The following is a 21,612-nucleotide window of genomic DNA, read 5'->3' on the forward strand; positions in this document are numbered from 1 at the left end:
CGAAGCCGCCGGATCAGCTACACTTACTATCGCATCTTGATTAAATCCCCGTGTCCACTTTCCGGGGTTCGGGCCCCGCGGAGGTAGGTGCGGAAAGTTAACACTAGGCAAAGTGCAGTTTACTTCTTAGAAACACTATTGGCTCAGCTTATTATTGCGGAGTACGCTGCACTTCGTACGCGACGCGTGACGGCGCCGTAATTGCACTTTCTTCTCATTTGTTAATTGCTTACAAGGGGCCAATGCTGTGACAGCGACTCTGATTATCTTGGGCATTGTGGTGTTTACCGCCTTAGCCTTCGACTTCACCAATGGTTTTCACGACACCGCCAATGCGATGGCAACCTCCATTGCTACTGGCGCGTTGAAGCCATTTACTGCGGTGGCGATTTCTGCCGTACTTAACCTCGTTGGCGCATTCTTGTCCGTGAATGTCGCGGCAACGGTGGCCAAAGGAATCGTCAACCTCGATTCCTATGACCTTTCGGGTGCAGCCGCTGACTCGGACGGCCAGGCCCTGTTGATGGTGGTCTTTACTGGCCTTATCGGCGGTATTCTGTGGAACCTTTTCACCTGGTTGCTCGGGCTGCCGTCCAGCTCTTCCCACGCCCTTTTCGGCGGCCTTATCGGTGCAGGCTTTGCAGCGATGGGCACTGGGGGAGTGGAGTGGACCTCTATTATGGCCAAGATCATCATTCCGGCGGTGGCGTCCCCGATTATCGCCGCGTTGGTGTCCGCCTGCGCCACCTTCCTCGTTTATTGGGTGACCAACACCATTCCAAATAAGGAAAAGAACGAGCACTTCCGCCATGGCCAGATTGTGACCGCCTGCTTGGTATCGCTGGCACACGGTGCCGGTGACGCTCAGAAGACCATGGGCGTTATCTTCCTCGCGCTCGTGGCTTCGGGCCACGCGGCTGCCGATGCTCGCATTCCAACCTGGGTCATCTTCGGCTGTGCGATTGCCATTGCGGTTGGTACCTTGTCCGGTGGCTGGCGCGTTATCCGCACCCTGGGTAAGGGCTTGGTGGAGATCGAATCCCCGCAAGGTATGGCAGCCGAGGCTACGTCCGCGGCCATCATCTTGACTTCCTCAGCCGGTGGTATGGCTCTGTCTACGACCCACGTGTCCACCGGATCTATCCTTGGTACTGGTTTGGGCCGCCGCGGCGCGGAAGTGCGCTGGGGCGTGGCGATGCGCATGGTGGCCGCTTGGCTCATTACGCTGCCCTGTGCTGCCTTCGTTGGCTTCGCGTCGTGGTGGCTGGCGCACGGCGTCTCTTCCGCTACCAATGTGGCAACCGGCGCTATCGTGGACTTCGTTCTACTTTTGGCCATGACGGCGCTCATCGTCATCCGCTCCCGTATGAACCCAGTTGATGCATCCAACGTTAATAATGACTGGGATGAGAACGCTGAGTCCGTGGATTCGTCCTTGGAGCCACGCGTTGGTGCGAAAGAGTCTGTCGCAGCTTCAGGGGGCATGACCCCAGTAGCGGCGGTCAACGGGGACAACGACTCCACCTCATCTACTCCACAAGAGGAGCGCTAGAACATGACTGTTGCAGAAATCTTCGAATCTATACTCCGCGTCGCCGGCCTAGCCCTTGTCTTCGGCGCCGGTATTCCACTGCTCTTCGCCTTGGGTATGCGTTCCATGACGGGTGATCCCATTCGGGATGACAATGGTGTGGTGGTAGGAGATACTCCCGCTAGCCGCCAAATGAAGCTGTTGGGTTGGACCGTTTATGCCGTATTGGGTGTCGTTATCGTGGTGGCAATCGCGTGGATCGCGCGCGATTCCCTGGACCACTACTTTGGTTTCGCACCATTTGGCGACCTTTAAGAGTAACCCGCGGACTATATAGCAAGCCCGTGACCATGCAATATGCCTCACAGCCACTTAAAGTTAACAATAGATTAACTTTAAGTGGCTTAGGGGTTGCTTAGTGGGTAAGTACCAAGTATATTTGTACCTATCAACAGAGCAACATTGAGAGGTGAGAGAGATGAACACGATGCGGACCTTCATTGGTGGCATTAGCGATATGTTCAAGGACTCCACCACGGGTACGGGTTTGGATGCCGTGTCTCAGGCACCGGTTTCTGCCCGCGTAGCGGAAAATCTCGTTGACGCGGGGCTTACCCCCGCGACGACCAAGGACGTCGCTGAGTCCTTCGCATTCGTTGTTGGCCACGCGCCAGATGAGCTGGAAATGCTCGATGTCGAGGCATTCTTGCTCGACTTTGACTGGCTGCAATAAGAGCCGTACTAGATAACCCCGCCACGCACCATAACGGTGCCGGCGGGGTTATCTGTGTCTTAGGGCTGGGCATCGTCAAGCGCCAGCTGGGTGACCGGAAGCTAGGAGCGCGGCGGCAGGATGGCTTCGGGGGTTTCGGGCAAGAGCTGACCGCCGTCAATAATGAGCGTTTGACCGGTGATATATCCGGCCTCGGTGGAAGCGAGGAACGCCGCCGCGTTGCCAATATCGCGGGGGCTGCCAAGCCGGTGCAGCGGAATGGAGCGCGTCATCTCATCGAGGTACTCCTGGCCCTGTGCTTCGAGGCCTTCGGTGAGGATATTTCCGGGCAAAACGCCGTTGATAGTGATGCCATCACGGGCGATTTCCAAAGCAGCGGAGCGGATAAAGCCCTGTTGGGCTGCCTTGGAGGCGCCGTAATGCGCCCAGCCGGGAAAGCCAGTGTGGGAACCGGTAATGGAGGTGGTGATGACGATGCGCCCGTAGCCGCGTTCCTTCATATACGGCAGGGCTTCTTGCACGACCTTGAAGGTACCGTGGGTATTGATTTCAAACATGGTTTCCCACTGCTTATCCGTCATCTCTTCCAGCGGGCAGTTGGGAAAGACCCCGGCATTGGAACAGACGATATCGATTGCGCCGTGCGCGGCGTGGGCCTTGGCAAACAGTTCTTTAATGGAGCCCCTATCGGTGACATCGACAGGGTAGGCGGTGGCACCGAGCTCCGCGGCGGTGGCCTCGGCCTTGTCGGCATCAATATCGGCGATGATGACGTTGGCGCCGGCTTCGCGCAGGGAGGCAACGATGCCCTTGCCGATGCCAGCAGCACCGCCCGTGACAATCGCGGTACGGTGGGTGAGGTCAAACATGAAATGGCTCCTTCGGCGGTGGTGGAGGTAGTGGAGGATCCACATCCAAGTTTAGTGGTGTGAGCGGATAAAGATTTGCGAATTTCGCCACGCGGAGGGAATGAATAGGAGCCGTGTCGGGTTGATTTACTAAGGTAGATTTTTGAACAACCAACCGCGGGGATGGAAGTGAGCGAGCCTTCCGCCCCACTTTTAAAAGCGGTAAACAAGAGCGAGTGTGAAAGTACTGAATGGCACGTATGCAAGAAAGCGCTGATCTCCTGAAGTGTTCCTTCTGCGGAAAGAGCCAAAAGCAGGTGAAAAAGCTCATCGCCGGAGGCGGGGTCTACATCTGCGATGAGTGCATCGAGCTCTGCAATGAGATTATTGAAGAGGAGCTCGGCCACGAGCAGGCCGAGGAGTCTTCCGAGGCGGAGGTGCGCCTGCCCAAGCCTTCGCAGATTTCTTCCTTTTTGGATAAGTACGTCATTGGCCAGGACAAGGCCAAGCGCGTGCTGTCGGTTGCGGTGTATAACCACTACAAGCGCATTAAGGCAGAAGAATCCGCTGCGTTAGATGCACGCCGGAAGAAGGCCGAGGGCGAAGAGGTAGAGATCTCCAAGTCCAATATTTTGATGCTGGGGCCCACCGGTTCCGGTAAGACCTACCTGGCGCAAACCTTGGCGCGCCTGCTGGATGTGCCTTTCGCTATCGCGGATGCCACCAGCCTGACCGAGGCCGGTTATGTCGGCGAGGACGTAGAAAACATCCTCTTGAAGCTGCTGCAGGCAGCGGATTTTGATGTGGAGCGCGCCCAACGCGGCATCATCTACGTTGACGAGGTAGATAAGATCTCCCGCAAGTCTGAAAACCCCTCCATTACCCGCGATGTTTCCGGCGAAGGCGTGCAGCAGGCGCTGCTGAAGATCCTGGAGGGAACCGTGGCTGCCATCCCGCCGCAGGGCGGGCGCAAGCACCCGAACCAGGAATTTATCCAGCTGGATACCTCCAATATCCTCTTCATTGTCGCCGGCGCGTTTGCGGGCCTCGACCAGGTGATCGCGGATCGCGTGGGTAAGAAGGGCGTTGGCTTTGGCGCGAAGCTGGGCACGGAAGACGAGCGGGAAAAGGTGGACCTATTCTCCCAGGTGCGCCCGGAAGACCTGGTGAAGTTCGGCTTGATCCCAGAATTTATCGGCCGCCTGCCCGTGGTGGCGACGGTGGATAACTTGGACCGCGAGGCCCTGGTCAAGGTATTGACCGAGCCCAAGAATTCCCTACTCAAACAATACAGCCGCCTATTTGAGATGGATGATTGCGAGCTGGACATGGATGCCGGGGCACTGGATGCCATCGCGGAGCTCGCCCTCGAGCGTAAAACCGGCGCGCGCGGTTTGCGCGCAATTCTGGAAGAACTGCTTGTGCCGGTGATGTTTGAGCTGCCGGACCGGGAAGATATTTCCGCCGTGCACATCACCGCGGAGTGCGTCACCCAGGGCGCAGAGCCCGAATTCACCTACAAGGATGAGGCGAAGGAATCGGCCTAGCGAGAGAAAGGCTGCGGTAGGAAGAAAGGGGGCATCGGCAAGCAGCCGGTGCCCCTCTTTTTATGCCTCGCCGTAGATATCTTGCGGGGAGGCCTCATCGCCCTCGTCGGCATCGGAAGACACTAAATAAGACTCGTGGCCGGAATCGGGGATATTGGCGGTGAGGAACGCCAGCACGGTATCGACGGTAAGCCTGTGCAGGCCGTCGATATTTGCCTGGCTGGACATATCCACGCCTAAGAGGTTGTCCATCATTGCCTGGTTGGTCACGCGGTACGAGGTGAGCGAGGCGATGATGGTGAAAATATCGTTGGTGGAAATGCCCGGGCGGAAGGCGCCGGCGTCTTGGCCCAACATCAGCAGGCGGTCTAGGTGAAGGGCGACGCCGCTGAAATCTGCGACGGGATGGGTAGAAGAACCCACGATAGACTGCGCGGTTTCCCAGGTCATCATGCGAATGGCTTCGGGGTGGTTGACGTACCGCCAGAAGATCCAGTCCACCAGCTTGCGCACGCCTTCGACTGGGACGGCGGAATCGAGCTCCAGATCCTCTTCGTCGGGGCGGAGGCGCTCGGCGGCGGTGCTTAAAGCGCTCAAGTACAGGCCCTGCTTATCGCCAAAGTGGTAGTGAATCATGCGCTTGGACATGCCGGATTCCGCGGCGATGGTATCCAGCTTGGTTTCAGAAAAACCCAACGCGGAAAACTGGGAAATGGCGATATCCACCACGGCATCGGTGCTGATGGAATCCGCAGCGTGAGCGTCGGAGTCCTCCGCCTGCTCCGCAGCGTGCAGCGGTTCGGTGTGCTCAGTGCTCATAGCATGTGTCCTATCTCTGCTTCGCGGCGCCGATGTGGCGATAGTGGGTAGTGTCTCGGGTAGTGCGCGGCGGGCCTAATGCTGGTCATGTGCGGCAGCAAGGTGACCAACGTGTAGCCGCCCAAAAGCAGGGAATGTATCCCTGCACGCGCACTCCCCGGTGGGGCTGTGCCGCCTCTATCATGCCCGATTGTTCCCACCCCGCGGGAGGAATGTGCTCATTGGGGGCGTTAATTTGGAGGTAAATGGGGGTAATATCCGGAAATTTAGCGGCGTTTTCCCTCCGAAAGAGGGGGATAAATTTCACAACACGCTACCTCCGGATAGCGCTAAGCTCGGGGGTGGATACATCCCGTGGAGGGTGGCGTGCATGAGTGGCGCTTACAACTCCACGACATACGAGGAGGAATGAGCATGACCCAGCCAGTAAAAGTAACCGTCACCGGCGCCGCCGGAAATATCGCCTACTCCCTGCTGTGGAGGATTGCTGCAGGAGACGTATTTGGCAAGGACACCCCGGTAGACCTTGCCCTGTTGGAAATCCCAGCGGTAGTAGAAAAAGCTGAGGGCGTAGCCATGGAGCTGCGCGATTCCGCCCTGCCACTGGTTAACTCGATTACGGTGACAGATGACCTCAAGGTCGCCTTCGAGGATGCCTCTGCTGCATTCCTCGTCGGCTCCCGCCCGCGCAGCAAGGGCATGGAGCGCGCGGACCTGCTCGAGGCCAATGGTGCCATCTTTACTGAGCAGGGCAAGGCCATCAATGACTACGCGGCGCGCGATGTCCGCGTGCTGGTGGTGGGCAATCCGGCCAATACCAACGCGCTGATCGCGGCGCACAGCGCCCCGGATCTCGATAACTCCCAGTTCAACGCGCTGATGCGCTTGGACCACAATCGCACCTTGGGGCAGCTGGCGGCCAAGACGGGCAAGGCCACCAAGGACTTTTCCAAGATTGCGGTGTGGGGCAACCACTCCGCAACCCAGTTCCCGGATATCGCCTTCTCCAACGCGGAGGTAGATGAGCAGTGGTACCGCGAGGAGATGATCCCCAAGGTGGCCAAGCGCGGCGCGGAGATCATTGAGGTGCGCGGCAGCTCGTCCGCGGCGTCGGCGGCATCTGCCGCCGTGGATCACATGCACGATTGGGTCCACGGCACCGAGGATTGGCGCACCGCCGCCGTGTCTTCGGATGGTTCCTACGGTGTAGACGAGGGCCTCATCTGCGGCTTTCCCACCATTTGCCGCGACGGCAAGTGGGAAATCGTCCAAGGCCTGGAGCTCAGCGATTTCCAGAAGGAGCGCATCGAGGCCTCCGTGCAGGAGCTGGGTGAGGAGCGCGAGGCCGTAGCCCACCTGCTGAAAGGTTAAGCCTCCAGCACCAAGTTATCGATGAGCCGCACCAGCCCCACATGCGCTGCTACCAGCGCCAAGGCGGGCCGGTGTTGTGCATCTACGGGCTCGAGCGTGGCCGGGTCCACCACGGTGAGGTAATCCACCGTCACGCCGGGGGAGGAAGCGAGCTGGGCCTCAGCTTCTTCACGTGAGGCGCCATCCTGCAGCGCGAAGAGTGCCTGGGATAAGGCGACCGCCTGCTCACGCTCGGCGGCACTGAGGCGCGCATTGCGGCTGGACTCGGCCACGCCGTCCGTTGCGCGCACGATGGGCACGCTGATGATGTCCAGCGGCAGGTCGAGGTCCGCCACCAGGCGGCGGATGATCGCTACTTGCTGCGCATCCTTTTGCCCAAAATAAGCGCGGTCTGGTGTGACAAGGTGAAACAGCTTGCTCACCACGGTGGCCACGCCGTCAAAGTGGCCGGGGCGCGAGGCACCTTCCAAGACCGAGCCCATCTCACCCGTGCGCACCCACACCCGCGGGGTGCCACCCGGGTACATTTCCTCCACGCTGGGGGCGAAGACCGCATCGACTCCCAACGAGTCCAGCAGTGCGGCATCCGCGTCGAGGGTGCGCGGGTAGGCGCGGTAGTCTTCGCAGTCGCCCAGGTCCGTGAACTGGAGGGGATTGACAAAGACCGAGCACACCACGGTGTCGTTGTCTTCGCGGGCGCGGCGAATGAGGGAAGCGTGGCCGTCGTGAAGCGCGCCCATCGTGGGCACCAAACCCACGGAACCGGACGCTGCCGCGCGGAAGGCACGGAGTTCGGATTTAGTTGTGAGGATCTGCATGGCTTAAGACTTTAGTCCTCGAAAGACTCCTCGGCGTTGGGGAAGGAACGTTCACCCACATCTGCGACATAGTCCTTCGCTCCTTCCAGCAGCGCGCCGCGCAGATTCGCGTAGCGGCGCACAAAACGCGGCGCCTTGGGACCTCCCAGGCCGAAGGCATCGGTCCACACCAGAATCTGACCGTCGGTCTGCGCGCCGGCGCCGATGCCGATGGTGGGGATGGGCAGCTCCTTGGTCACCTGCTCAGCAAGGGCTGCCGGGACCATCTCCAGCACCACGGCGAAGGCGCCGGCCTCGGCGAGGGCGCGGGCGTCGTCGTGAAGCTTCTCCGCACCGGCACCCCGGCCTTGGACCACGAAGCCGCCCAAGGCGTGGACCTGCTGGGGTGTAAAGCCAATGTGGGCGCAGACCGGGATGCCGGCGGCGACAAGCGCGGCAACAATGGGAGCGCGCTCCGCACCGCCCTCCAGCTTCACGGCCTGCGCGCCGGTTTCCTTCATGACGCGCACCGCGGTCTCCAGCGCCTGGGAGGGGCCGTCCTCATAGGAGCCGAAGGGAAGGTCCACCACCACGAAGGCGCGGGAGGTCGAAGCAACCACCGCGCGGGCCAGCGGGATCATCTCATCGAGGGTGAGCGAGAGCGTGGTTTCGCGGCCCAGCACCACGTTGGCCAGGGAATCGCCGACGAGCAGGAGATCGACCCCGGCTTCATCGAAGATTTCGGCGGTCAAGCAGTCGTAGCTCGTCAGGCACGCGAAGGCCTGAGAGTTGTCTTTGGCTTGGGTGAAGTAACGGGTGCGGAGGCGGGCGCGGTGGCCAGGGTTGTGAGACATGCCCTTACTCTAGACAGGCCGGTGGTGCCAGTTGACGCACAGGGTAGAGTTGGCCAGGTGACTGATCAGAATAAAGAGCAACTCGTTGGCACCAACCGCGCGGACCAGCTTCCCAAGTCCTGGGAGCCGCAGGCAGTAGAAAAAGACCTCTACGAAGGCTGGGTAAGCGCCGGTTACTTCACCCCGGATGCATCCTCGGAGGCGGAGCCCTATTCCATCGTGCTGCCGCCGCCGAACGTCACCGGCCAGCTGCACATGGGCCACGCCTTGGACCACACTCTGATCGACTCCATCATTCGCCGCAAGCGCATGCAGGGCTATGCCACCCTGTGGCTGCCGGGCGCTGACCACGCAGGCATCGCCACCCAGACCAAGGTGGAGGCCCGTCTGCGTGAGCAGGAGGGAAAGAAGCGCTGGGACTATGAGCGCGAGGAATTCATCAACAAGGTCTGGGAATGGAAGGAAGAATTCGGTGGCACCATCCAGAACCAGATGCGCGCCATCGGTGACTCCGTGGACTGGACCCGCGAGCGCTTTACCCTGGATGAGGGCCTGTCCCGCGCGGTGCAGACCATCTTTAAGAACCTCTACGATGAGGGCATGATTTACCGGGCCAACCGCCTGGTCAACTGGTCGCCGGTGTTGGAGACCGCCGTCTCCGATATCGAGGTCGTCTACAAAGACGTCGAGGGCGAACTGGTCTCGATCCGCTATGGCTCGCTCAATGACGACGAGCCGCACCTTATTGTTGCCACTACCCGTGTGGAAACCATGCTTGGCGATGTCGCCATTGCCGTCCACCCCGACGATGAGCGCTACGCCCACCTCGTGGGCCAAGAATTGGATCACCCCTTCCGCGATGACCTGAAGCTGAAGATCATCGCCGATGATTACGTGGACATGGATTTTGGTACCGGTGCGGTAAAGATCACCCCGGCCCATGATCCCAATGACTACGCCATGGGCACCCGTCATAACTTGGATATGCCGACGGTCATGGATACCACCGGCCACATCGCGCATACCGGCACCCGGTTCGATGGCATGACGCGCGAAGAAGCCCGCGTGGAAATCCGGGAGGCGCTGCGGGAGCAGGGGCGAATCGTCAAAGAAATCCGCCCCTATGTCCACTCCGTGGGCCACTCGGAGCGTTCCGGCGAGCCCATCGAGCCGCGCCTATCGCTGCAGTGGTTCGTCGATGTCGCGCAGATGGCGAAGGCCTCTGGCGATGCCGTGCGTGAGGGCGATACCGTCTTGCACCCGCAGTCGCTGGAGCCGCGCTATTTCGAGTGGGTCGATGACATGCACGATTGGTGCATCTCCCGCCAGCTGTGGTGGGGCCACCGCATTCCCATTTGGTACGGCCCAGAGCGCACGAACGAGTCCGGCGAGGTCGAACGCGACATCGTGTGCGTCGGCCCCGATGAGGAGCCGCCGGCAGGCTACGAGCAGGATCCGGATGTCCTCGATACTTGGTTCTCTTCGGCGCTGTGGCCATTCTCCACCTTGGGCTGGCCCGATAAAACCCCGGATTTGGAGAAGTTCTATCCCACCAACGTGCTGGTCACGGCCTATGACATCTTGTTCTTCTGGGTCGCGCGCATGATGATGTTCGGCACCTTCGCCGGCACCAAGACCCCAGAGCTTTTGGGTAAGGGCACCGATGGCCGCCCGCAGATTCCTTTCAAGGACCTCTACCTGCACGGCCTCGTGCGCGATGAGCAGGGCCGCAAGATGTCTAAGTCCCTGGGTAATGGCATTGACCCGATGGATTGGGTGCGCGATTACGGCGCCGATGCGCTGCGCTTTACCCTTGCCCGCGGCGCCAACCCGGGCGTGGATTTGCCGCTGGGCTCTGATGCCGCCGCGGCATCGCGCAACTTTGCCACCAAGCTCTTTAACGCCACCAAGTTCGCGCTGATGAACGGCGCCGGCGTGGCACCACTGCCAAAACGCACGGAGCTTTCCGATGCCGACCGCTGGATCCTCGACCGCGCCGAAGAGGTGCGCACCCAGGTCGATGCCTACTTGGACGATTATCAATTTGCCAAGGCCAACGAGCTGCTTTACCACTTCACCTGGGATGAGCTCTGTGACTGGTACCTAGAGATTGCCAAGACGCAGATCCCGCGCGATGGCGAAACGGCAGAAGGCCGCAATACCCAGATCGTCCTGGGCCGCGTCATCGACGTCGTGCTGCGCCTTTTGCACCCCACCATGCCGTACGTGACCGAGGTGCTGTGGAAGGCATTGACGGGCGGAGAATCCATCGTCGTCGCCCCATGGCCCACGGTGGCCGATACCAACGGTGGCGCCACCAAGGATGCGGTGGCCGCCCGCCGCATCGACGATGCCGATAAACTCATCACCGAGCTGCGCCGCTTCCGCTCCGATCAGGGCGTTAAGCCTTCGCAGAAGGTGCCGGGACGTCTCGACTTCGCCGCGGCAGACCTGCAGGGCCAAGAGGAATTGGTCCGCAACCTGGCCAGTACCACCGCGCCGGGCGAGGACTTTAACCCCTCGGCCTCCATTGAGGTGCGCCTGTCCCAGGCCACCGTGGAGGTAACGCTGGATACCCACGGCGCGGTCGACGTCGAAGCCGAGCGCAAGCGCCTGGAAAAGGACCTGGCCAAGGCCAATAAGGAACTGGAACAGACCGGCAAGAAGCTGGGCAATGAGAACTTCCTGGCCAAGGCGCCGGAAGAGGTGGTCAATAAGATTCGGGCGCGCCAAGACATCGCGCGCGAGGAAGTCGAGCGCATTACCAGCCGTTTGGAGGGCCTTAAGTAGTGTCAGATCAGCGCTTCAATCACGACGCCAACAGCAATGGCGAGGCCACCGGGGGAGAGGACGATTTTGAGATCGTCGACGCCCTTAAGGAGGGTACTGATGGCACCCCGGTGGAGATCACGGAATCGGGCCTGACCCTCAACCTGGGCATGGGCGAGGACGAAGAATATAACGACGCCGCGCCCCAAGAGGTATCCCAGGAGGAGCTGCAGGCGCTCGGTGAGGTGGAAGACGAACTCAACCAGCGCTGGCCGGAGACCAAGATCGAGCCCACCCTGGAGCGCATCGAGATGCTCATGGATTTGCTGGGACATCCCGAGCAGTCCTTTGATGTCATCCACATCGCAGGCACCAACGGTAAGTCTTCTACCGCGCGCATGGTCGATTCGCTGCTGCGTTCTTTCCACCGCCGCGTGGGCCTGGTCACCAGCCCGCACCTGCAGCGGGTCACCGAGCGCATCGGCATCGATGGCCGGCCCATCCACCCGCGCGACTACGTGCGCCTGTGGCACGAAATCAAACCGTATGTGGAGATGGTGGATGCGCGTTCCGATGTCCCCATGTCCAAGTTCGAGGTCCTAGTGGGTCTGTCCTATGCAGCGTTTGCCGATGCCCCCGTTGACGTCGCCGTCGTCGAGGTCGGCCTCGGCGGGTCGTGGGATGCCACGAACGTGGTCAATGCGGACGTCTCCGTAATTACCCCAGTGGGCCTGGACCACACGGATTACCTGGGCAGCGATATTCGGGAGATTGCGGGGGAGAAGGCGGGCATCATCAAGCGCCGCGCCGATGCCGAAAACCCGCTGACACCGAATGAAAACATCGCCATCATCGCCGAGCAAGACCCCGAGGCCATGCAGGTCATCCTGCAGCGCGCGGTGGATATGGATGCCGGCGTGGCGCGCTCCGGAGCGGAGTTCGCGGCCTTAGAATCCCGCATCGCGGTCGGTGGCCAGCAGGTCAATATCCAGGGCCTCGGCGGCATGTACGAGGATATTTTCTTGCCGCTGCACGGCGAGCACCAGGCCAAGAATGCGGCCGTTGCCCTTGCCGCGGTGGAAGCCTTCTTCGGTGCCTCTTCCGGGCATCCATTGGATATTGCCTCTGTGCGCAACGGTTTTGCCAAGACGATTTCCCCCGGCCGCCTCGAGCGCGTGCGCACCTCGCCCACGACGTTTATCGATGCCGCCCACAATCCCCACGGCGCCAAGGCACTCGGCGCGGCGCTCGACCGCGACTTCGATTTCGCCCGGCTTATCGGCGTGGTCTCCATCTTTGGTGATAAGGATGCCCAGGGCATCCTCGCCGCGCTGGAGCCGTATTTGAGCGAGGTAGTCATCTCCCAGAACTCCTCGCCGCGCGCGCTCGATGCCTATGAACTGGCGGAAACGGCCCGCGATATTTATGGCGAAGAACGCGTCTATGTGGCCGATGATCTGCCCGGCGCCTACGCGCAAGCCGTGGAGCTAGCCGAGGAATCCGAGGTGCAATCCGGCTCCGGTATTGTCATTACCGGTTCGGTGGTTACCGCCGGCGAAGCCCGCGCGATGTTTGGAAAGGAGCCCGCATGACCAGCCCCAATCCTAGGTCCCGCCCGCATCGTCCGCCTCGGCCGCCGCGCCGCGGTGATGAAGTCGCGGATAATGAAATCGGCCCATTGGGCTTGGGGCAGGATCCCGTCAAGGATCCGCTCAAGAGCTTTAATGGCATGGTCATCGCCAGCTCGCTCATCATGGAGTCGATCACGCTCGTATTGGCGCTGCCACTGTTGTACAAGCTGTATGACGGCACGCTGTGGACGCCGTTTAACTACGGCGTGGTCATAGGTGCCCTGATATTCCACCTGGGCATGATCGCGTTTATGAATAAGAAGTGGGCGCTGACCGTCATCGTGTGGGCACAGCTATTGGGCCTTATCCTTGGCTTCATGGCGCACTGGTCCATCGCCGCGATCTTCATCATCTTTGGCATGGAGTGGCTCCTTGCGGCGTATTTGCGCAGTAACTTGATCGCCCGCATGAAGCGCGGTTACTTAACTACCCAGCACCTCAACCAGAAGTAGTGGCCATGCGCACCGTCTATCTCGTCCTCGCGGCCCTGGCTTGCATTGCCGCGGTCGCTGCCCGCGCAGCCACGGGTACACCGTGGCTGCCGCTGGTAGCACTCATCATTGCCGCCGTGTTTTTAGTCCTTGCCCTGCGCGCTAATTTTCAACGGGCGGAAGAAGCCACCCTTGATGATTTGGATGAAAAGCAGCGCGCAGAGATTAAGCGCTTGCTGGGCAACGGCCAGTTCGGCACGGCGGTTAACCAAGTGCGCCTCTGGTTTAGGGGGACCTCCCACGAGCGCGCGACGGAGATAGTCCAGCAGCTTACTTAGTGCCGCCCACTGCGCTGCCCCCGCATATAGCCCTCGGTCGTGGAAGAATTGTGGGTATTCGGTACAGTATGGGGCATGACTGAACGTACATTGATCCTTATTAAGCCGGACGGCGTAAAGAACGGCCACGTGGGCGAGATTATTGCCCGCATCGAGCGCAAGGGCCTCAAGCTGGCCGAGCTGGACCTGCGAGTAGCTGACCGCGAGACCGCAGAAAAGCACTACGAAGAGCACAAGGATAAGCCATTCTTCGGCGAGCTGGTGGACTTCATCACCTCCGCACCATTGATTGCCGGCGTCGTTGAAGGCGAGCGCGCCATCGAGGCATGGCGCCAGCTGGCCGGTGGCACCGACCCAGTCTCCAAGGCCGCGCCCGGTTCCATCCGCGGTGACTTTGCACTCAGCGTGGGCGAGAACATCGTGCACGGCTCCGACTCCCCAGAGTCCGCAGAGCGCGAGATCGGAATTTGGTTCCCCAACCTCTAAGTACTGACGTTACCTAGATTTCAAGGAGGCCCGAGCATTAAGCTCGGGCCTTTTCATTTATAAGGGGATTTATTGAGGGGCTAAAAACTTTGCTTGATTCACAGTGTTGCAGACATATTAGGCCAAGATTTTAAGGTTGGCGGCTTTTTAGTCGAAGGAGAGTAGCTTGCACAGTGCGGTGAAAGCTTGCTTTTGCACTTCGTGGGTGACGGTGCGGCCAGTCTGTCGTTTGGCTAGGAGGCCAGCATCCCGCAATTTTGCAAGATGGTGAGATACCGTTGGCTGGCTGAGACCGGATAATGTGGTCAGTTCGGAAACGCTCATCGGGCCGCAGCCTTTATCGCACAAGATGGATAAAAGACGAAGTCGGGCGGGATCTGCAAGTACCTTGAATTGCTGGGCAAGATGCACGGAATCGGCCTGGTCTAGGGGGCCGTTGCTGAGTGAACAACATTCGTTGATGTGGGGATCTTTGGTCATGCCGTGCGAAGAAACCATGCCTTTAGTATATGGGCGTTTGACACACCCTTTCATATTGACAGGTATCGATATGAATGGCTACAGTGCTGCACGGTACGGTGCGACTTGGGTCAATGAAGGAGACAAGTATGGCTACCTCACAGCAGCCGCGTTTAGCTTTTCTCGATCGCTTTCTACCCCTGTGGATCATTCTAGCTATGGTCCTTGGCCTGCTCATAGGTCATTTCCTTCCAGGAATAGGGAACGCGCTCTCAGCTTTGGAAATTGAAGGTATTTCCCTCCCAATCGCTTTAGGGCTGCTGGTGATGATGTATCCACCGCTTGCTAAAGTGCGCTATGAAAAGACTCGGGAGATTGCCACTGACAGACGGCTGATGACCGTGTCGATCGTTTTAAATTGGCTTGTGGGGCCAGCATTCATGTTCGTACTGGCCTGGCTATTCTTGGCGGATCAACCTGAGTTGCGCACGGGTCTTATTATTGTCGGCCTTGCCCGCTGCATCGCTATGGTCTTGGTATGGTCAGACCTATCCTGCGGTGACCGGGAAGCCACGGCAGTACTAGTAGCAATCAACTCCGTTTTCCAAGTTGCGATGTTCGGAGTCTTGGGTTGGTTCTATTTGCAGATACTGCCAGGGTGGCTGGGCCTTGATACCACCTCTGTCGAATTTTCTTTCTGGTCCATTGTTACTTCAGTGCTCGTATTCTTAGGTATTCCGCTTTTGCTTGGGATCATCTCCCGAGTATGGGCAGAGAAGACTAAAGGGCGTGAGTGGTTTGAAAGCCGTTACCTTCCCGCCGTGTCTCCTTTGGCAATGATCGGTTTGCTGTACACAATTGTCTTACTGTTCTCCCTGCAGGGAGAACAGCTCGTGGAGCAGCCGATAGCGGTAGTTAGGGTAGCGGTGCCTCTGATGCTGTACTTTGTCGGGATGTTCTTTTTGGCTTTGGGCGTAGCTAAGGCTGTCGGAATGAACTATGCACAATCTGCTTCAGTGGCCTTTACCGCAGCGGGAAATAATTTTGAGTTAGCCATCGCGGTTTCCATTGGTACCTTTGGAGCTACCTCTGCTCAAGCATTGGCCGGTACTATCGGACCCCTTGTCGAAATTCCGGTTTTGGTTGGCCTGGTATACGTAATGCTCTGGATTGGTCCCAAGTTATTTCCTGGAGACCGGACTCTGCCGAATTAGCGCCTGCCAAATTGATATAAGCACCGCACGCCAGTAGGGGTGAGGGTGATGCGCCAGCTTTCTACTTTGGAGCGCAGCCCAATATTTTCTACCTTCACTAGCCCATGCTTTTTTAGTTCCTGGATCGCATCGGACAGGGTATTTAGCTCCACCTGCATCAGTCGGGACAAGGCCTTGGTGGTGGTTGTATTGCCCTGGACGGCCCCGGCGGTGACGAGGGCGGTGAGGATATCGAGGTGGGCATCGGCAAGCTGCATGGCACTATCTGTGACCCCTTCTAGTGGATCTTCAGCCACGATGCGCTGCATGCGGCGGCGGCCAATGCGAAAGGACTGGGAAAACATGGCCCACAATCCCAGTGGAAATGCGAACGCCGACACCGCGCCGGTTAAGATACCTTCCACGGGTGGGGCCAGGGAAATGTCCGGCAACCAGCCAGCCGCGGATAGCGGGGCCATGGCCAGCGGTAGAGCAAGTGGAATTACTGGCGCCCAATAAGCAATGGTGGGGTAATCGCCTTCGAGGTAGACATCCTGGCTAGCCCCAATGGAGCGGGGATAGTGGCGGATGAGGGGCACTAATCCGATGACCGCAAAGACCGCAAAAACGGCGGCGCCTATCAGCATGTAGCTGGTCTCCGTTTGGGCAAAACCGAGGGCAAAGCCGGCCGGAACGCCGAATAAGCACGCTTCTTTCGGCGTAATCTCATTGCGCTGCCGGTACTGCGATAATGTCCGTGCGGGGCGCGGTGCCAGTTCTACCATAACTTCAAACGTAGCATCGCCCACAGCCTGCTCGCCCCGCCAGGATTCTGTGACACAATGGAACTCACGCGCAGCGCGCGCATAATTTCATAACCCCACAAGCTTTAACGCAGTGCGTTTATCGCGGCTATTCGTGCGGCAGCGGCACAGCTCCTCTAGGGCTGTGCCTGCGCCCGAGTAGCTGGCGCACCATACAATCGAAGTACAGGAGTAAGCCCAACTAATGGTGGCACAGAACTCTCAAGAAACAACTGAAAACCTACAGGCAGCTGCGGCTTTGGCCCAGCGGATAGATCCGAGCGAGCTGAAAGATAAAACTCGCGTGTATGCGATGGCCAAAAAGCTCGGCCTATCATCACGCCAGCTGGTGGCCCAGCTGAAGGACATGGGCCTGAATAAGACCGCGCAGAGCTCTATTACCCGCGCGGAAGCAGGCGACCTCTTTGCCGCTTTGACGCGCCACGCAGGGGCTGCGGAGGCGGGGCAGCCGGCAGCCGCGGACGAGAACCCAGAGGATGCAAAGCCTGAGAACAAGGCCAAGACCACCAAGCGTGCTCGCCGCACCCGCAAGGCCACGAAGAAGTCCGCGCCCGCGGCAAAGAAAGAACCGGCGCAGGCCGATGCCGGGGAAGAAGCTGGCACCCCGGCTGACAACACCGCAGCCAATGCGGAAGAGGAAAAGAACCTGCGCTACCGCGTGCGCAAGAACGTGGACAATGAAATCTCCCAGATTGAGGAAAAAGTCGATGCTTCGCTGGTAAAAAACGCATTGCCGGATGTAAAGCAGGCACCGGACCGTCTGCCGGATCCTGAGCCGGCGAAAGCACCCGCGCGCGCTGAAGACGTTACAGACGCTGAAGATGCCGATGCTACCGATGCGGGCGCTGCGGATGCCGGTGAGGGTGACACGACGGGGACCGTGGATCCAGCCAAGTTGCATGAGGTGCTGGCAGAGGCCGGCGAGGATTTCGACGATGATTACTATGCACCGCGCATAGTCCCGCGCGCGGAGACGGACGACGATTCCGCCGCGTATGACTTCGCACCGCTATTTATGCCACCGCAGCAGCAGGAAACCGCCGATCTCGGTGAGGACGCGGCCGCGGACATGGCGGCGATCGCTGAAGCCGCAGATGCGGCGGATCCTGCCAAAGACGCCGAGCCCGCTGAGGCCGACAAGGCCGAGGCAGGCAATAAGGCCACGCGCGGGGGCTCCGACAAGCGACGCCGCGGCCGCCGCGGTACCTCCCGTGGGCGCGGCGGGAACGAGAATTCCAAGAATGATGCGGCGGATAAGGAGCCGGAGCTTATCGATGAGCCCAAGGCCATCCGTGGCTCCACCCGCATCGAGGCGCAGAAGCGCCGTCGCGCAGAATTGCGCGAAAAGGGTCGCGAGCGCCAGCACATCGTGTCCCAGGCGGAATTTTTGGCGCGGCGCGAGGCCGTGGAGCGCACCATGGTGGTCCGCGATAAGCAGCGCGAGGACGGCGCGGGCATCGTCACGCAGGTCGGCGTGCTTGAAGATGACCTCTTGGTCGAGCACTTCGTTACCACCGAGGCCCAGGCTTCCCTCATTGGCAATATTTACTTGGGCCGGGTGCAAAACGTCTTGCCGTCCATGGAGGCGGCATTCGTGGACATCGGCCAGGGCCGCAATGGCGTGCTCTATGCCGGCGAGATTGACTGGCGCAAGACCAAATTGCACGGGCGTTCCCGCAAGGTAGAAAATACCCTGAAATCCGGCGATCAAATCTTGGTGCAGGTGGCAAAGGACCCGATTGGCCACAAGGGTGCGCGCCTGACTACCCGGATTTCCTTGGCCGGGCGCTACCTCGTCTACGTACCAGGCGGGCGCAGTGCCGGAATCTCGCGCAAGCTCCCAGCGCCGGAGCGCAAGCGCTTAAAGGACATCTTGGGCCGCGTGGTGCCAGGCGATGGCGGCGCCATCATCCGCACCGCTGCCGAAAACGTTCCCGAAGAGGCCATCGCAACCGATGTGCAGCGCCTGCATAACCGGTGGGAAGATATTTCTGCCCAAGCCAAGAAGGAAAAGTCTTCCAAGGGCGCTAAGCCGGTCACGCTCTATGAAGAGCCGAATATGCTCATCAAGGTCGTCCGCGATCTCTTCAATGAAGACTTCCACCGCCTGATCGTGGACGGGAAGCGTTCCTTTAATACGGTCAATGCCTACGTGGAATCAATGGCACCGGACCTTGCGGATCGCGTGGTGCGCTATAAGCCGAAGGACCACGGCGGCCAGGATGCCTTTGCCGCCTACCGTATTGATGAGCAGCTGCATAAGGCGCTCTCGCGCAAGGTATGGCTGCCATCTGGCGGTACCTTGGTCATTGACCGCACTGAGGCTATGACCGTCATCGATGTCAACACCGGCAAGTTCACCGGCTCCGGCGGCAACCTGGAAGAGACCGTGACCCGCAATAACCTGGAGGCGGCCGAAGAAATCGTGCGCCAGATGCGCCTGCGCGATCTGGGCGGCATGATCGTGGTGGACTTTATTGACATGGTCCTGCCGGAAAACCAGGACCTGGTTTTGCGCCGCCTGAAGGAGGCCTTGGGCCGCGATCGCACGCGCCACCAAGTATCCGAGGTCACTTCCCTGGGCTTGGTGCAAATGACGCGCAAGCGTTTAGGCACCGGCCTGGTAGAGACCTTTTCTACCGAGTGTGAGCACTGCCATGGCCGCGGCATCATCATCCACGAGTACCCGGTCGATGAAGCTGAAGACAACCACTCCGGCCACCATTCGCACGGTTCCTCTAAGCCGCACAAGAAGCCTGAGCACGATCCCCAGCAGCACCCAGCTGCCGTGGCCATGCACGAACACGACGATGAGGACGAGCGCGCGGAGAAGAAGGGGCAGAAGGGCCGCAAGGGCCGCAGGAATGCCACGTCCCAGCCGCAAAAGTACCGGAAGACGGATGCCCCGCTCTACGGCAACGAGGATGAGCAGTCACCGTCCCTGGAGGAGCTCGTGGCCAATGTCGTCGTAGACGATGAGTCCGCCGACTCCACGCAGAAGGCCCCACAGAAGCGCGGCGACGACGCGCGCGGACACCGTGACGAGCGCAGCCGTGGCCGCAGCGAAGACAAGCAGAAGAAGCGCCGCCGAGTGCAGAAGAAGTCTGAGGTCTCTGAAATCGAGGCCATCGCCTATGCCGCGGCGGACAACGCCGCCGAAAGCGATGAGGTCCAGGAATTTAATTCCTATGTACCCGATGGCCAAGAAGCACCGGCGAAGGAGAAAAAGCGCACCCAGCGGGGCAAGAAGCCGCGCCGGGCAACGCGGACCTCGCCCGCGTCCCGTCGCACGCAGGAGCAGCCGAACCAGCGCCAGCAGGCCGCTGAAGAAAAGGCTGAAGAGAAGAAGGCAGAAGCTTCCGATGCCCCGGAGAAGACTTCTTACGAAGAGGCAGTCGCCGAGTATGAGGCTTCTCCGCGCCGCAAGCGCCGCACGCGCGGGAATTCGCGTTCCGATAATCGCCCGCGCCCAGAGGATTTTGCCCAGCAGCAACAGGCGGAATCTGCGGAGTCCTCGGATGAGGCACGGCGTGACGATGCGACCCAGCAGGAAGGCGAGCAGCAAAATCCCCGTAGCAAGTCGCGCGGGCGCGGTAGGCGTCGTAGCGTTCGCACCCAGCCGAACTCCCGCCGGGCAAATGTGCAGGCCTCGCACCGGGCTAACGTGCAAGATGTAAAGCAGAACAACAAGCGCGGGGGCACCTCGCGGACGGCGGAGCAACGCCACGAGAATATCAGTGGCGGGAAGAAGAATTCCTCGGTACAGGGAGGTCGTCGCGGCAAGCGCCGCGTGGTACGCACCAACCCAAGGGATAAGGCCACCTCGCACAACGCGGGTACGCCTACAGCTACACCTGTTCAAGGGGAGAAGGATTCCCAGAAGGCTAGTGCTCCGCAGGCCGAAACGAAGGTTATTCGCCGCGGGAAGAAGCGCGCGGTGAAAAAGACCGGGGCGCCGGCAGCAGCTGCGCGACAGGAACGTGCTGGGGAAAAGGTGCCCACTAACGCACCGGAGACCCCGCAGACTGGTGCTAAGGACGCGGGCCGGCGGCGGCGCCGCGTAGCACGGCGAGCTACGTCCTAGGGCATCGCCACGCGGGTGCGAAGTGCGTGGTTTGTATTTTGTACCCGCGGCGGGGTAGTCTTTGACAGTCGCTGTTTAGAACTCTCGGCGCTGGATCAGCCCACAATTGCCGCCCGGTGATTGAGGACATGTTCGCGCGGGGTCTGAACGCAATATGTAAGTGTCCATTCGGATAACGGCTTGGATGCCGTGTCCGAGCGAGTTTAGATAAGGGGTAACCCTCTATGTACGCGATCGTCAAGACCGGCGGCAAGCAGTACAAGGTTGCTGAAGGTGACCTCGTCAAGGTCGAGAAGATCGAGGGTGAGCCAGGCTCTGCCGTGGCTCTCACCCCGGTTCTGCTCGTCGATGGCGCCGCTGTGAAGTCCAAGGCTTCCGACTTGGAGAAGGTTTCCGTCGCTGCGGAAATCGTTGAACAGGGTAAAGGTCCAAAGATTGATATCCTGAAGTACAAGAACAAGACTGGTTACAAGAGGCGTTTGGGTCACCGCCAGCCTCAGACCACCGTGAAGATCACCGGTATCAAGTAAGCCTTAACCGGGCTGCAAATCATCCCCGAAGGAGGGAAACGACATGGCACACAAGAAGGGTGCTTCCAGCTCCAGCAACGGTCGCGATTCCGAGTCCAAGCGCCTCGGCGTCAAGCGCTTCGGTGGTCAGCAGGTTAACGCCGGCGAGATCATCGTGCGTCAGCGCGGCACCAAGTTCCACCCAGGTGAGAACGTTGGTCGCGGCGGCGACGACACCTTGTTCGCACTTGCTGCTGGCTCCGTGAAGTTCGGCATCAAGCGCGGCCGCCGGATGGTAAACATCATCCCGGCTGAAGAGGTTGCTGCAGAAGCTACTGCTTAAGCAATACCGCAGCGGTCAATCCTCGGGCAGCTTTCACTACGGGTG

General features: G+C 59.9%; 20 protein-coding genes. 14 read left to right on the forward strand and 6 right to left on the reverse strand.

Annotation, left to right across the window (positions count from 1 at the left end; all coding sequences use genetic code 11):
• The first annotated feature begins 247 nt into the window (after nucleotides 1–247).
• The 3 genes from ABRP93_RS01420 to ABRP93_RS01430 all read left to right on the forward strand — a co-directional run bounded on the left by ABRP93_RS01420 (nucleotide 248) and on the right by ABRP93_RS01430 (nucleotide 2,264).
• Nucleotides 248–1,552 (forward strand): inorganic phosphate transporter, encoded by a 1,305-nt coding sequence (locus ABRP93_RS01420; protein ID WP_349886580.1) that lies wholly within the window; start codon nucleotides 248–250, stop codon nucleotides 1,550–1,552.
• Nucleotides 1,553–1,555: 3 nt separating this feature from the next.
• On the forward strand, nucleotides 1,556–1,846 hold the full coding sequence (locus tag ABRP93_RS01425; protein WP_023023571.1) for a hypothetical protein: 291 nt from the start codon (nucleotides 1,556–1,558) through the stop codon (nucleotides 1,844–1,846).
• Between the two features lie 163 nt (nucleotides 1,847–2,009).
• A complete protein-coding gene (locus ABRP93_RS01430; protein WP_023023569.1) occupies nucleotides 2,010–2,264 on the forward strand; it encodes a hypothetical protein in 255 nt (84 codons plus the stop codon).
• A 101-nt stretch (nucleotides 2,265–2,365) separates the two neighbouring features.
• Here ABRP93_RS01430 and fabG read toward each other — a convergent pair whose 3' ends face one another.
• The gene (gene fabG, locus ABRP93_RS01435; protein WP_023023567.1) at nucleotides 2,366–3,133 is read right to left on the reverse strand and encodes a 3-oxoacyl-ACP reductase FabG; all 768 of its coding nucleotides are present in this window, start codon (nucleotides 3,131–3,133) and stop codon (nucleotides 2,366–2,368) included.
• A 230-nt stretch (nucleotides 3,134–3,363) separates the two neighbouring features.
• Here fabG and clpX point away from each other — a divergent pair, with 230 nt between their 5' ends.
• Nucleotides 3,364–4,659: an ATP-dependent Clp protease ATP-binding subunit ClpX gene (gene clpX / locus ABRP93_RS01440; protein ID WP_284782284.1), complete on the forward strand. Its 1,296-nt coding sequence runs from the start codon at nucleotides 3,364–3,366 to the stop codon at nucleotides 4,657–4,659.
• Between the two features lie 60 nt (nucleotides 4,660–4,719).
• On the opposite strand, the gene ABRP93_RS01445 is transcribed toward clpX, so the two are convergent.
• Complete coding sequence (locus ABRP93_RS01445) at nucleotides 4,720–5,478, reverse strand: TetR/AcrR family transcriptional regulator (RefSeq protein WP_349886582.1); 759 nt, start codon at nucleotides 5,476–5,478, stop codon at nucleotides 4,720–4,722.
• Between the two features lie 408 nt (nucleotides 5,479–5,886).
• On the opposite strand from ABRP93_RS01445, the gene ABRP93_RS01450 reads away from it, so the two are divergent.
• Entirely contained in the window at nucleotides 5,887–6,849 is a 963-nt protein-coding gene (locus ABRP93_RS01450; RefSeq protein WP_349886583.1) for a malate dehydrogenase, read from the forward strand.
• On the opposite strand, the gene panC is transcribed toward ABRP93_RS01450, so the two are convergent.
• Together panC and panB are read right to left on the reverse strand one after the other, a co-directional pair.
• Nucleotides 6,846–7,667, reverse strand: coding sequence for a pantoate--beta-alanine ligase (gene panC, locus ABRP93_RS01455; RefSeq protein ID WP_349886584.1), 822 nt, complete (start codon nucleotides 7,665–7,667; stop codon nucleotides 6,846–6,848). The two genes, ABRP93_RS01450 and panC, sit on opposite strands and share 4 nt — an antisense overlap.
• Nucleotides 7,668–7,678: 11 nt before the next feature.
• On the reverse strand, nucleotides 7,679–8,500 hold the full coding sequence (gene panB / locus ABRP93_RS01460) for a 3-methyl-2-oxobutanoate hydroxymethyltransferase (RefSeq protein ID WP_005277923.1): 822 nt from the start codon (nucleotides 8,498–8,500) through the stop codon (nucleotides 7,679–7,681).
• A gap of 57 nt (nucleotides 8,501–8,557) precedes the next feature.
• Here panB and ABRP93_RS01465 point away from each other — a divergent pair, with 57 nt between their 5' ends.
• The 5 genes from ABRP93_RS01465 to ndk all read left to right on the forward strand — a co-directional run bounded on the left by ABRP93_RS01465 (nucleotide 8,558) and on the right by ndk (nucleotide 14,155).
• Entirely contained in the window at nucleotides 8,558–11,290 is a 2,733-nt protein-coding gene (locus ABRP93_RS01465; protein WP_349886586.1) for a valine--tRNA ligase, read from the forward strand.
• Complete coding sequence (folC, locus tag ABRP93_RS01470; protein WP_502879642.1) at nucleotides 11,290–12,861, forward strand: bifunctional tetrahydrofolate synthase/dihydrofolate synthase; 1,572 nt, start codon at nucleotides 11,290–11,292, stop codon at nucleotides 12,859–12,861. Before ABRP93_RS01465 ends, folC begins: the two co-directional genes overlap by 1 nt.
• On the forward strand, nucleotides 12,858–13,352 hold the full coding sequence (locus ABRP93_RS01475; RefSeq protein WP_023023554.1) for a DUF4233 domain-containing protein: 495 nt from the start codon (nucleotides 12,858–12,860) through the stop codon (nucleotides 13,350–13,352). Before folC ends, ABRP93_RS01475 begins: the two co-directional genes overlap by 4 nt.
• Before the next feature lie 5 nt (nucleotides 13,353–13,357).
• Nucleotides 13,358–13,669, forward strand: a complete 312-nt coding sequence (locus tag ABRP93_RS01480; protein ID WP_023023552.1) for a hypothetical protein — start codon at nucleotides 13,358–13,360, stop codon at nucleotides 13,667–13,669.
• A 75-nt stretch (nucleotides 13,670–13,744) separates the two neighbouring features.
• On the forward strand, nucleotides 13,745–14,155 hold the full coding sequence (gene ndk, locus ABRP93_RS01485; protein WP_005277934.1) for a nucleoside-diphosphate kinase: 411 nt from the start codon (nucleotides 13,745–13,747) through the stop codon (nucleotides 14,153–14,155).
• A gap of 147 nt (nucleotides 14,156–14,302) precedes the next feature.
• Here ndk and ABRP93_RS01490 read toward each other — a convergent pair whose 3' ends face one another.
• Nucleotides 14,303–14,653 (reverse strand): ArsR/SmtB family transcription factor, encoded by a 351-nt coding sequence (locus ABRP93_RS01490; RefSeq protein WP_284771605.1) that lies wholly within the window; start codon nucleotides 14,651–14,653, stop codon nucleotides 14,303–14,305.
• 110 nt (nucleotides 14,654–14,763) lie between these two features.
• Here ABRP93_RS01490 and arsB point away from each other — a divergent pair, with 110 nt between their 5' ends.
• A complete protein-coding gene (gene arsB, locus ABRP93_RS01495; RefSeq protein ID WP_349886588.1) occupies nucleotides 14,764–15,828 on the forward strand; it encodes an ACR3 family arsenite efflux transporter in 1,065 nt (354 codons plus the stop codon).
• On the opposite strand, the gene ABRP93_RS01500 is transcribed toward arsB, so the two are convergent.
• On the reverse strand, nucleotides 15,825–16,592 hold the full coding sequence (locus tag ABRP93_RS01500; protein ID WP_349886590.1) for a hypothetical protein: 768 nt from the start codon (nucleotides 16,590–16,592) through the stop codon (nucleotides 15,825–15,827). The two genes, arsB and ABRP93_RS01500, sit on opposite strands and share 4 nt — an antisense overlap.
• Nucleotides 16,593–16,815: 223 nt before the next feature.
• On the opposite strand from ABRP93_RS01500, the gene ABRP93_RS01505 reads away from it, so the two are divergent.
• From ABRP93_RS01505 to rpmA, 3 genes are all read left to right on the forward strand, one after another.
• Nucleotides 16,816–20,715: a translation initiation factor IF-2 N-terminal domain-containing protein gene (locus ABRP93_RS01505; RefSeq protein ID WP_349886592.1), complete on the forward strand. Its 3,900-nt coding sequence runs from the start codon at nucleotides 16,816–16,818 to the stop codon at nucleotides 20,713–20,715.
• A 224-nt stretch (nucleotides 20,716–20,939) separates the two neighbouring features.
• The gene (rplU, locus tag ABRP93_RS01510) at nucleotides 20,940–21,245 is read left to right on the forward strand and encodes a 50S ribosomal protein L21 (protein ID WP_349886594.1); all 306 of its coding nucleotides are present in this window, start codon (nucleotides 20,940–20,942) and stop codon (nucleotides 21,243–21,245) included.
• A 43-nt stretch (nucleotides 21,246–21,288) separates the two neighbouring features.
• A complete protein-coding gene (gene rpmA, locus ABRP93_RS01515; RefSeq protein WP_005277951.1) occupies nucleotides 21,289–21,567 on the forward strand; it encodes a 50S ribosomal protein L27 in 279 nt (92 codons plus the stop codon).
• The last annotated feature ends 45 nt before the right edge of the window (nucleotides 21,568–21,612 follow it).

The organism is Corynebacterium sp. KPL2850, from assembly GCF_040225855.1.
In the GTDB taxonomy this organism is placed as follows: Bacteria; Actinomycetota; Actinomycetes; order Mycobacteriales; family Mycobacteriaceae; genus Corynebacterium.

Bases quoted from the DNA above. Each gene is read 5' to 3' on its own strand.
- ABRP93_RS01425 (WP_023023571.1), top strand. From the start codon at position 1,556: ATGACTGTTGCAGAAATCTTCGAATCTATACTCCGCGTCGCCGGCCTA.
- ABRP93_RS01430 (WP_023023569.1), top strand. From the start codon at position 2,010: ATGAACACGATGCGGACCTTCATTGGTGGCATTAGCGATATGTTCAAG.
- fabG (WP_023023567.1), bottom strand. From the start codon at position 3,133: ATGTTTGACCTCACCCACCGTACCGCGATTGTCACGGGCGGTGCTGCT.
- clpX (WP_284782284.1), top strand. From the start codon at position 3,364: ATGGCACGTATGCAAGAAAGCGCTGATCTCCTGAAGTGTTCCTTCTGC.
- ABRP93_RS01445 (WP_349886582.1), bottom strand. From the start codon at position 5,478: ATGAGCACTGAGCACACCGAACCGCTGCACGCTGCGGAGCAGGCGGAG.
- ABRP93_RS01450 (WP_349886583.1), top strand. From the start codon at position 5,887: ATGAGCATGACCCAGCCAGTAAAAGTAACCGTCACCGGCGCCGCCGGA.
- panC (WP_349886584.1), bottom strand. From the start codon at position 7,667: ATGCAGATCCTCACAACTAAATCCGAACTCCGTGCCTTCCGCGCGGCA.
- panB (WP_005277923.1), bottom strand. From the start codon at position 8,500: ATGTCTCACAACCCTGGCCACCGCGCCCGCCTCCGCACCCGTTACTTC.
- ABRP93_RS01475 (WP_023023554.1), top strand. From the start codon at position 12,858: ATGACCAGCCCCAATCCTAGGTCCCGCCCGCATCGTCCGCCTCGGCCG.
- ABRP93_RS01480 (WP_023023552.1), top strand. From the start codon at position 13,358: ATGCGCACCGTCTATCTCGTCCTCGCGGCCCTGGCTTGCATTGCCGCG.
- ndk (WP_005277934.1), top strand. From the start codon at position 13,745: ATGACTGAACGTACATTGATCCTTATTAAGCCGGACGGCGTAAAGAAC.
- ABRP93_RS01490 (WP_284771605.1), bottom strand. From the start codon at position 14,653: ATGGTTTCTTCGCACGGCATGACCAAAGATCCCCACATCAACGAATGT.
- arsB (WP_349886588.1), top strand. From the start codon at position 14,764: ATGGCTACCTCACAGCAGCCGCGTTTAGCTTTTCTCGATCGCTTTCTA.
- ABRP93_RS01500 (WP_349886590.1), bottom strand. From the start codon at position 16,592: ATGGTAGAACTGGCACCGCGCCCCGCACGGACATTATCGCAGTACCGG.
- ABRP93_RS01505 (WP_349886592.1), top strand. From the start codon at position 16,816: ATGGTGGCACAGAACTCTCAAGAAACAACTGAAAACCTACAGGCAGCT.
- rplU (WP_349886594.1), top strand. From the start codon at position 20,940: ATGTACGCGATCGTCAAGACCGGCGGCAAGCAGTACAAGGTTGCTGAA.
- rpmA (WP_005277951.1), top strand. From the start codon at position 21,289: ATGGCACACAAGAAGGGTGCTTCCAGCTCCAGCAACGGTCGCGATTCC.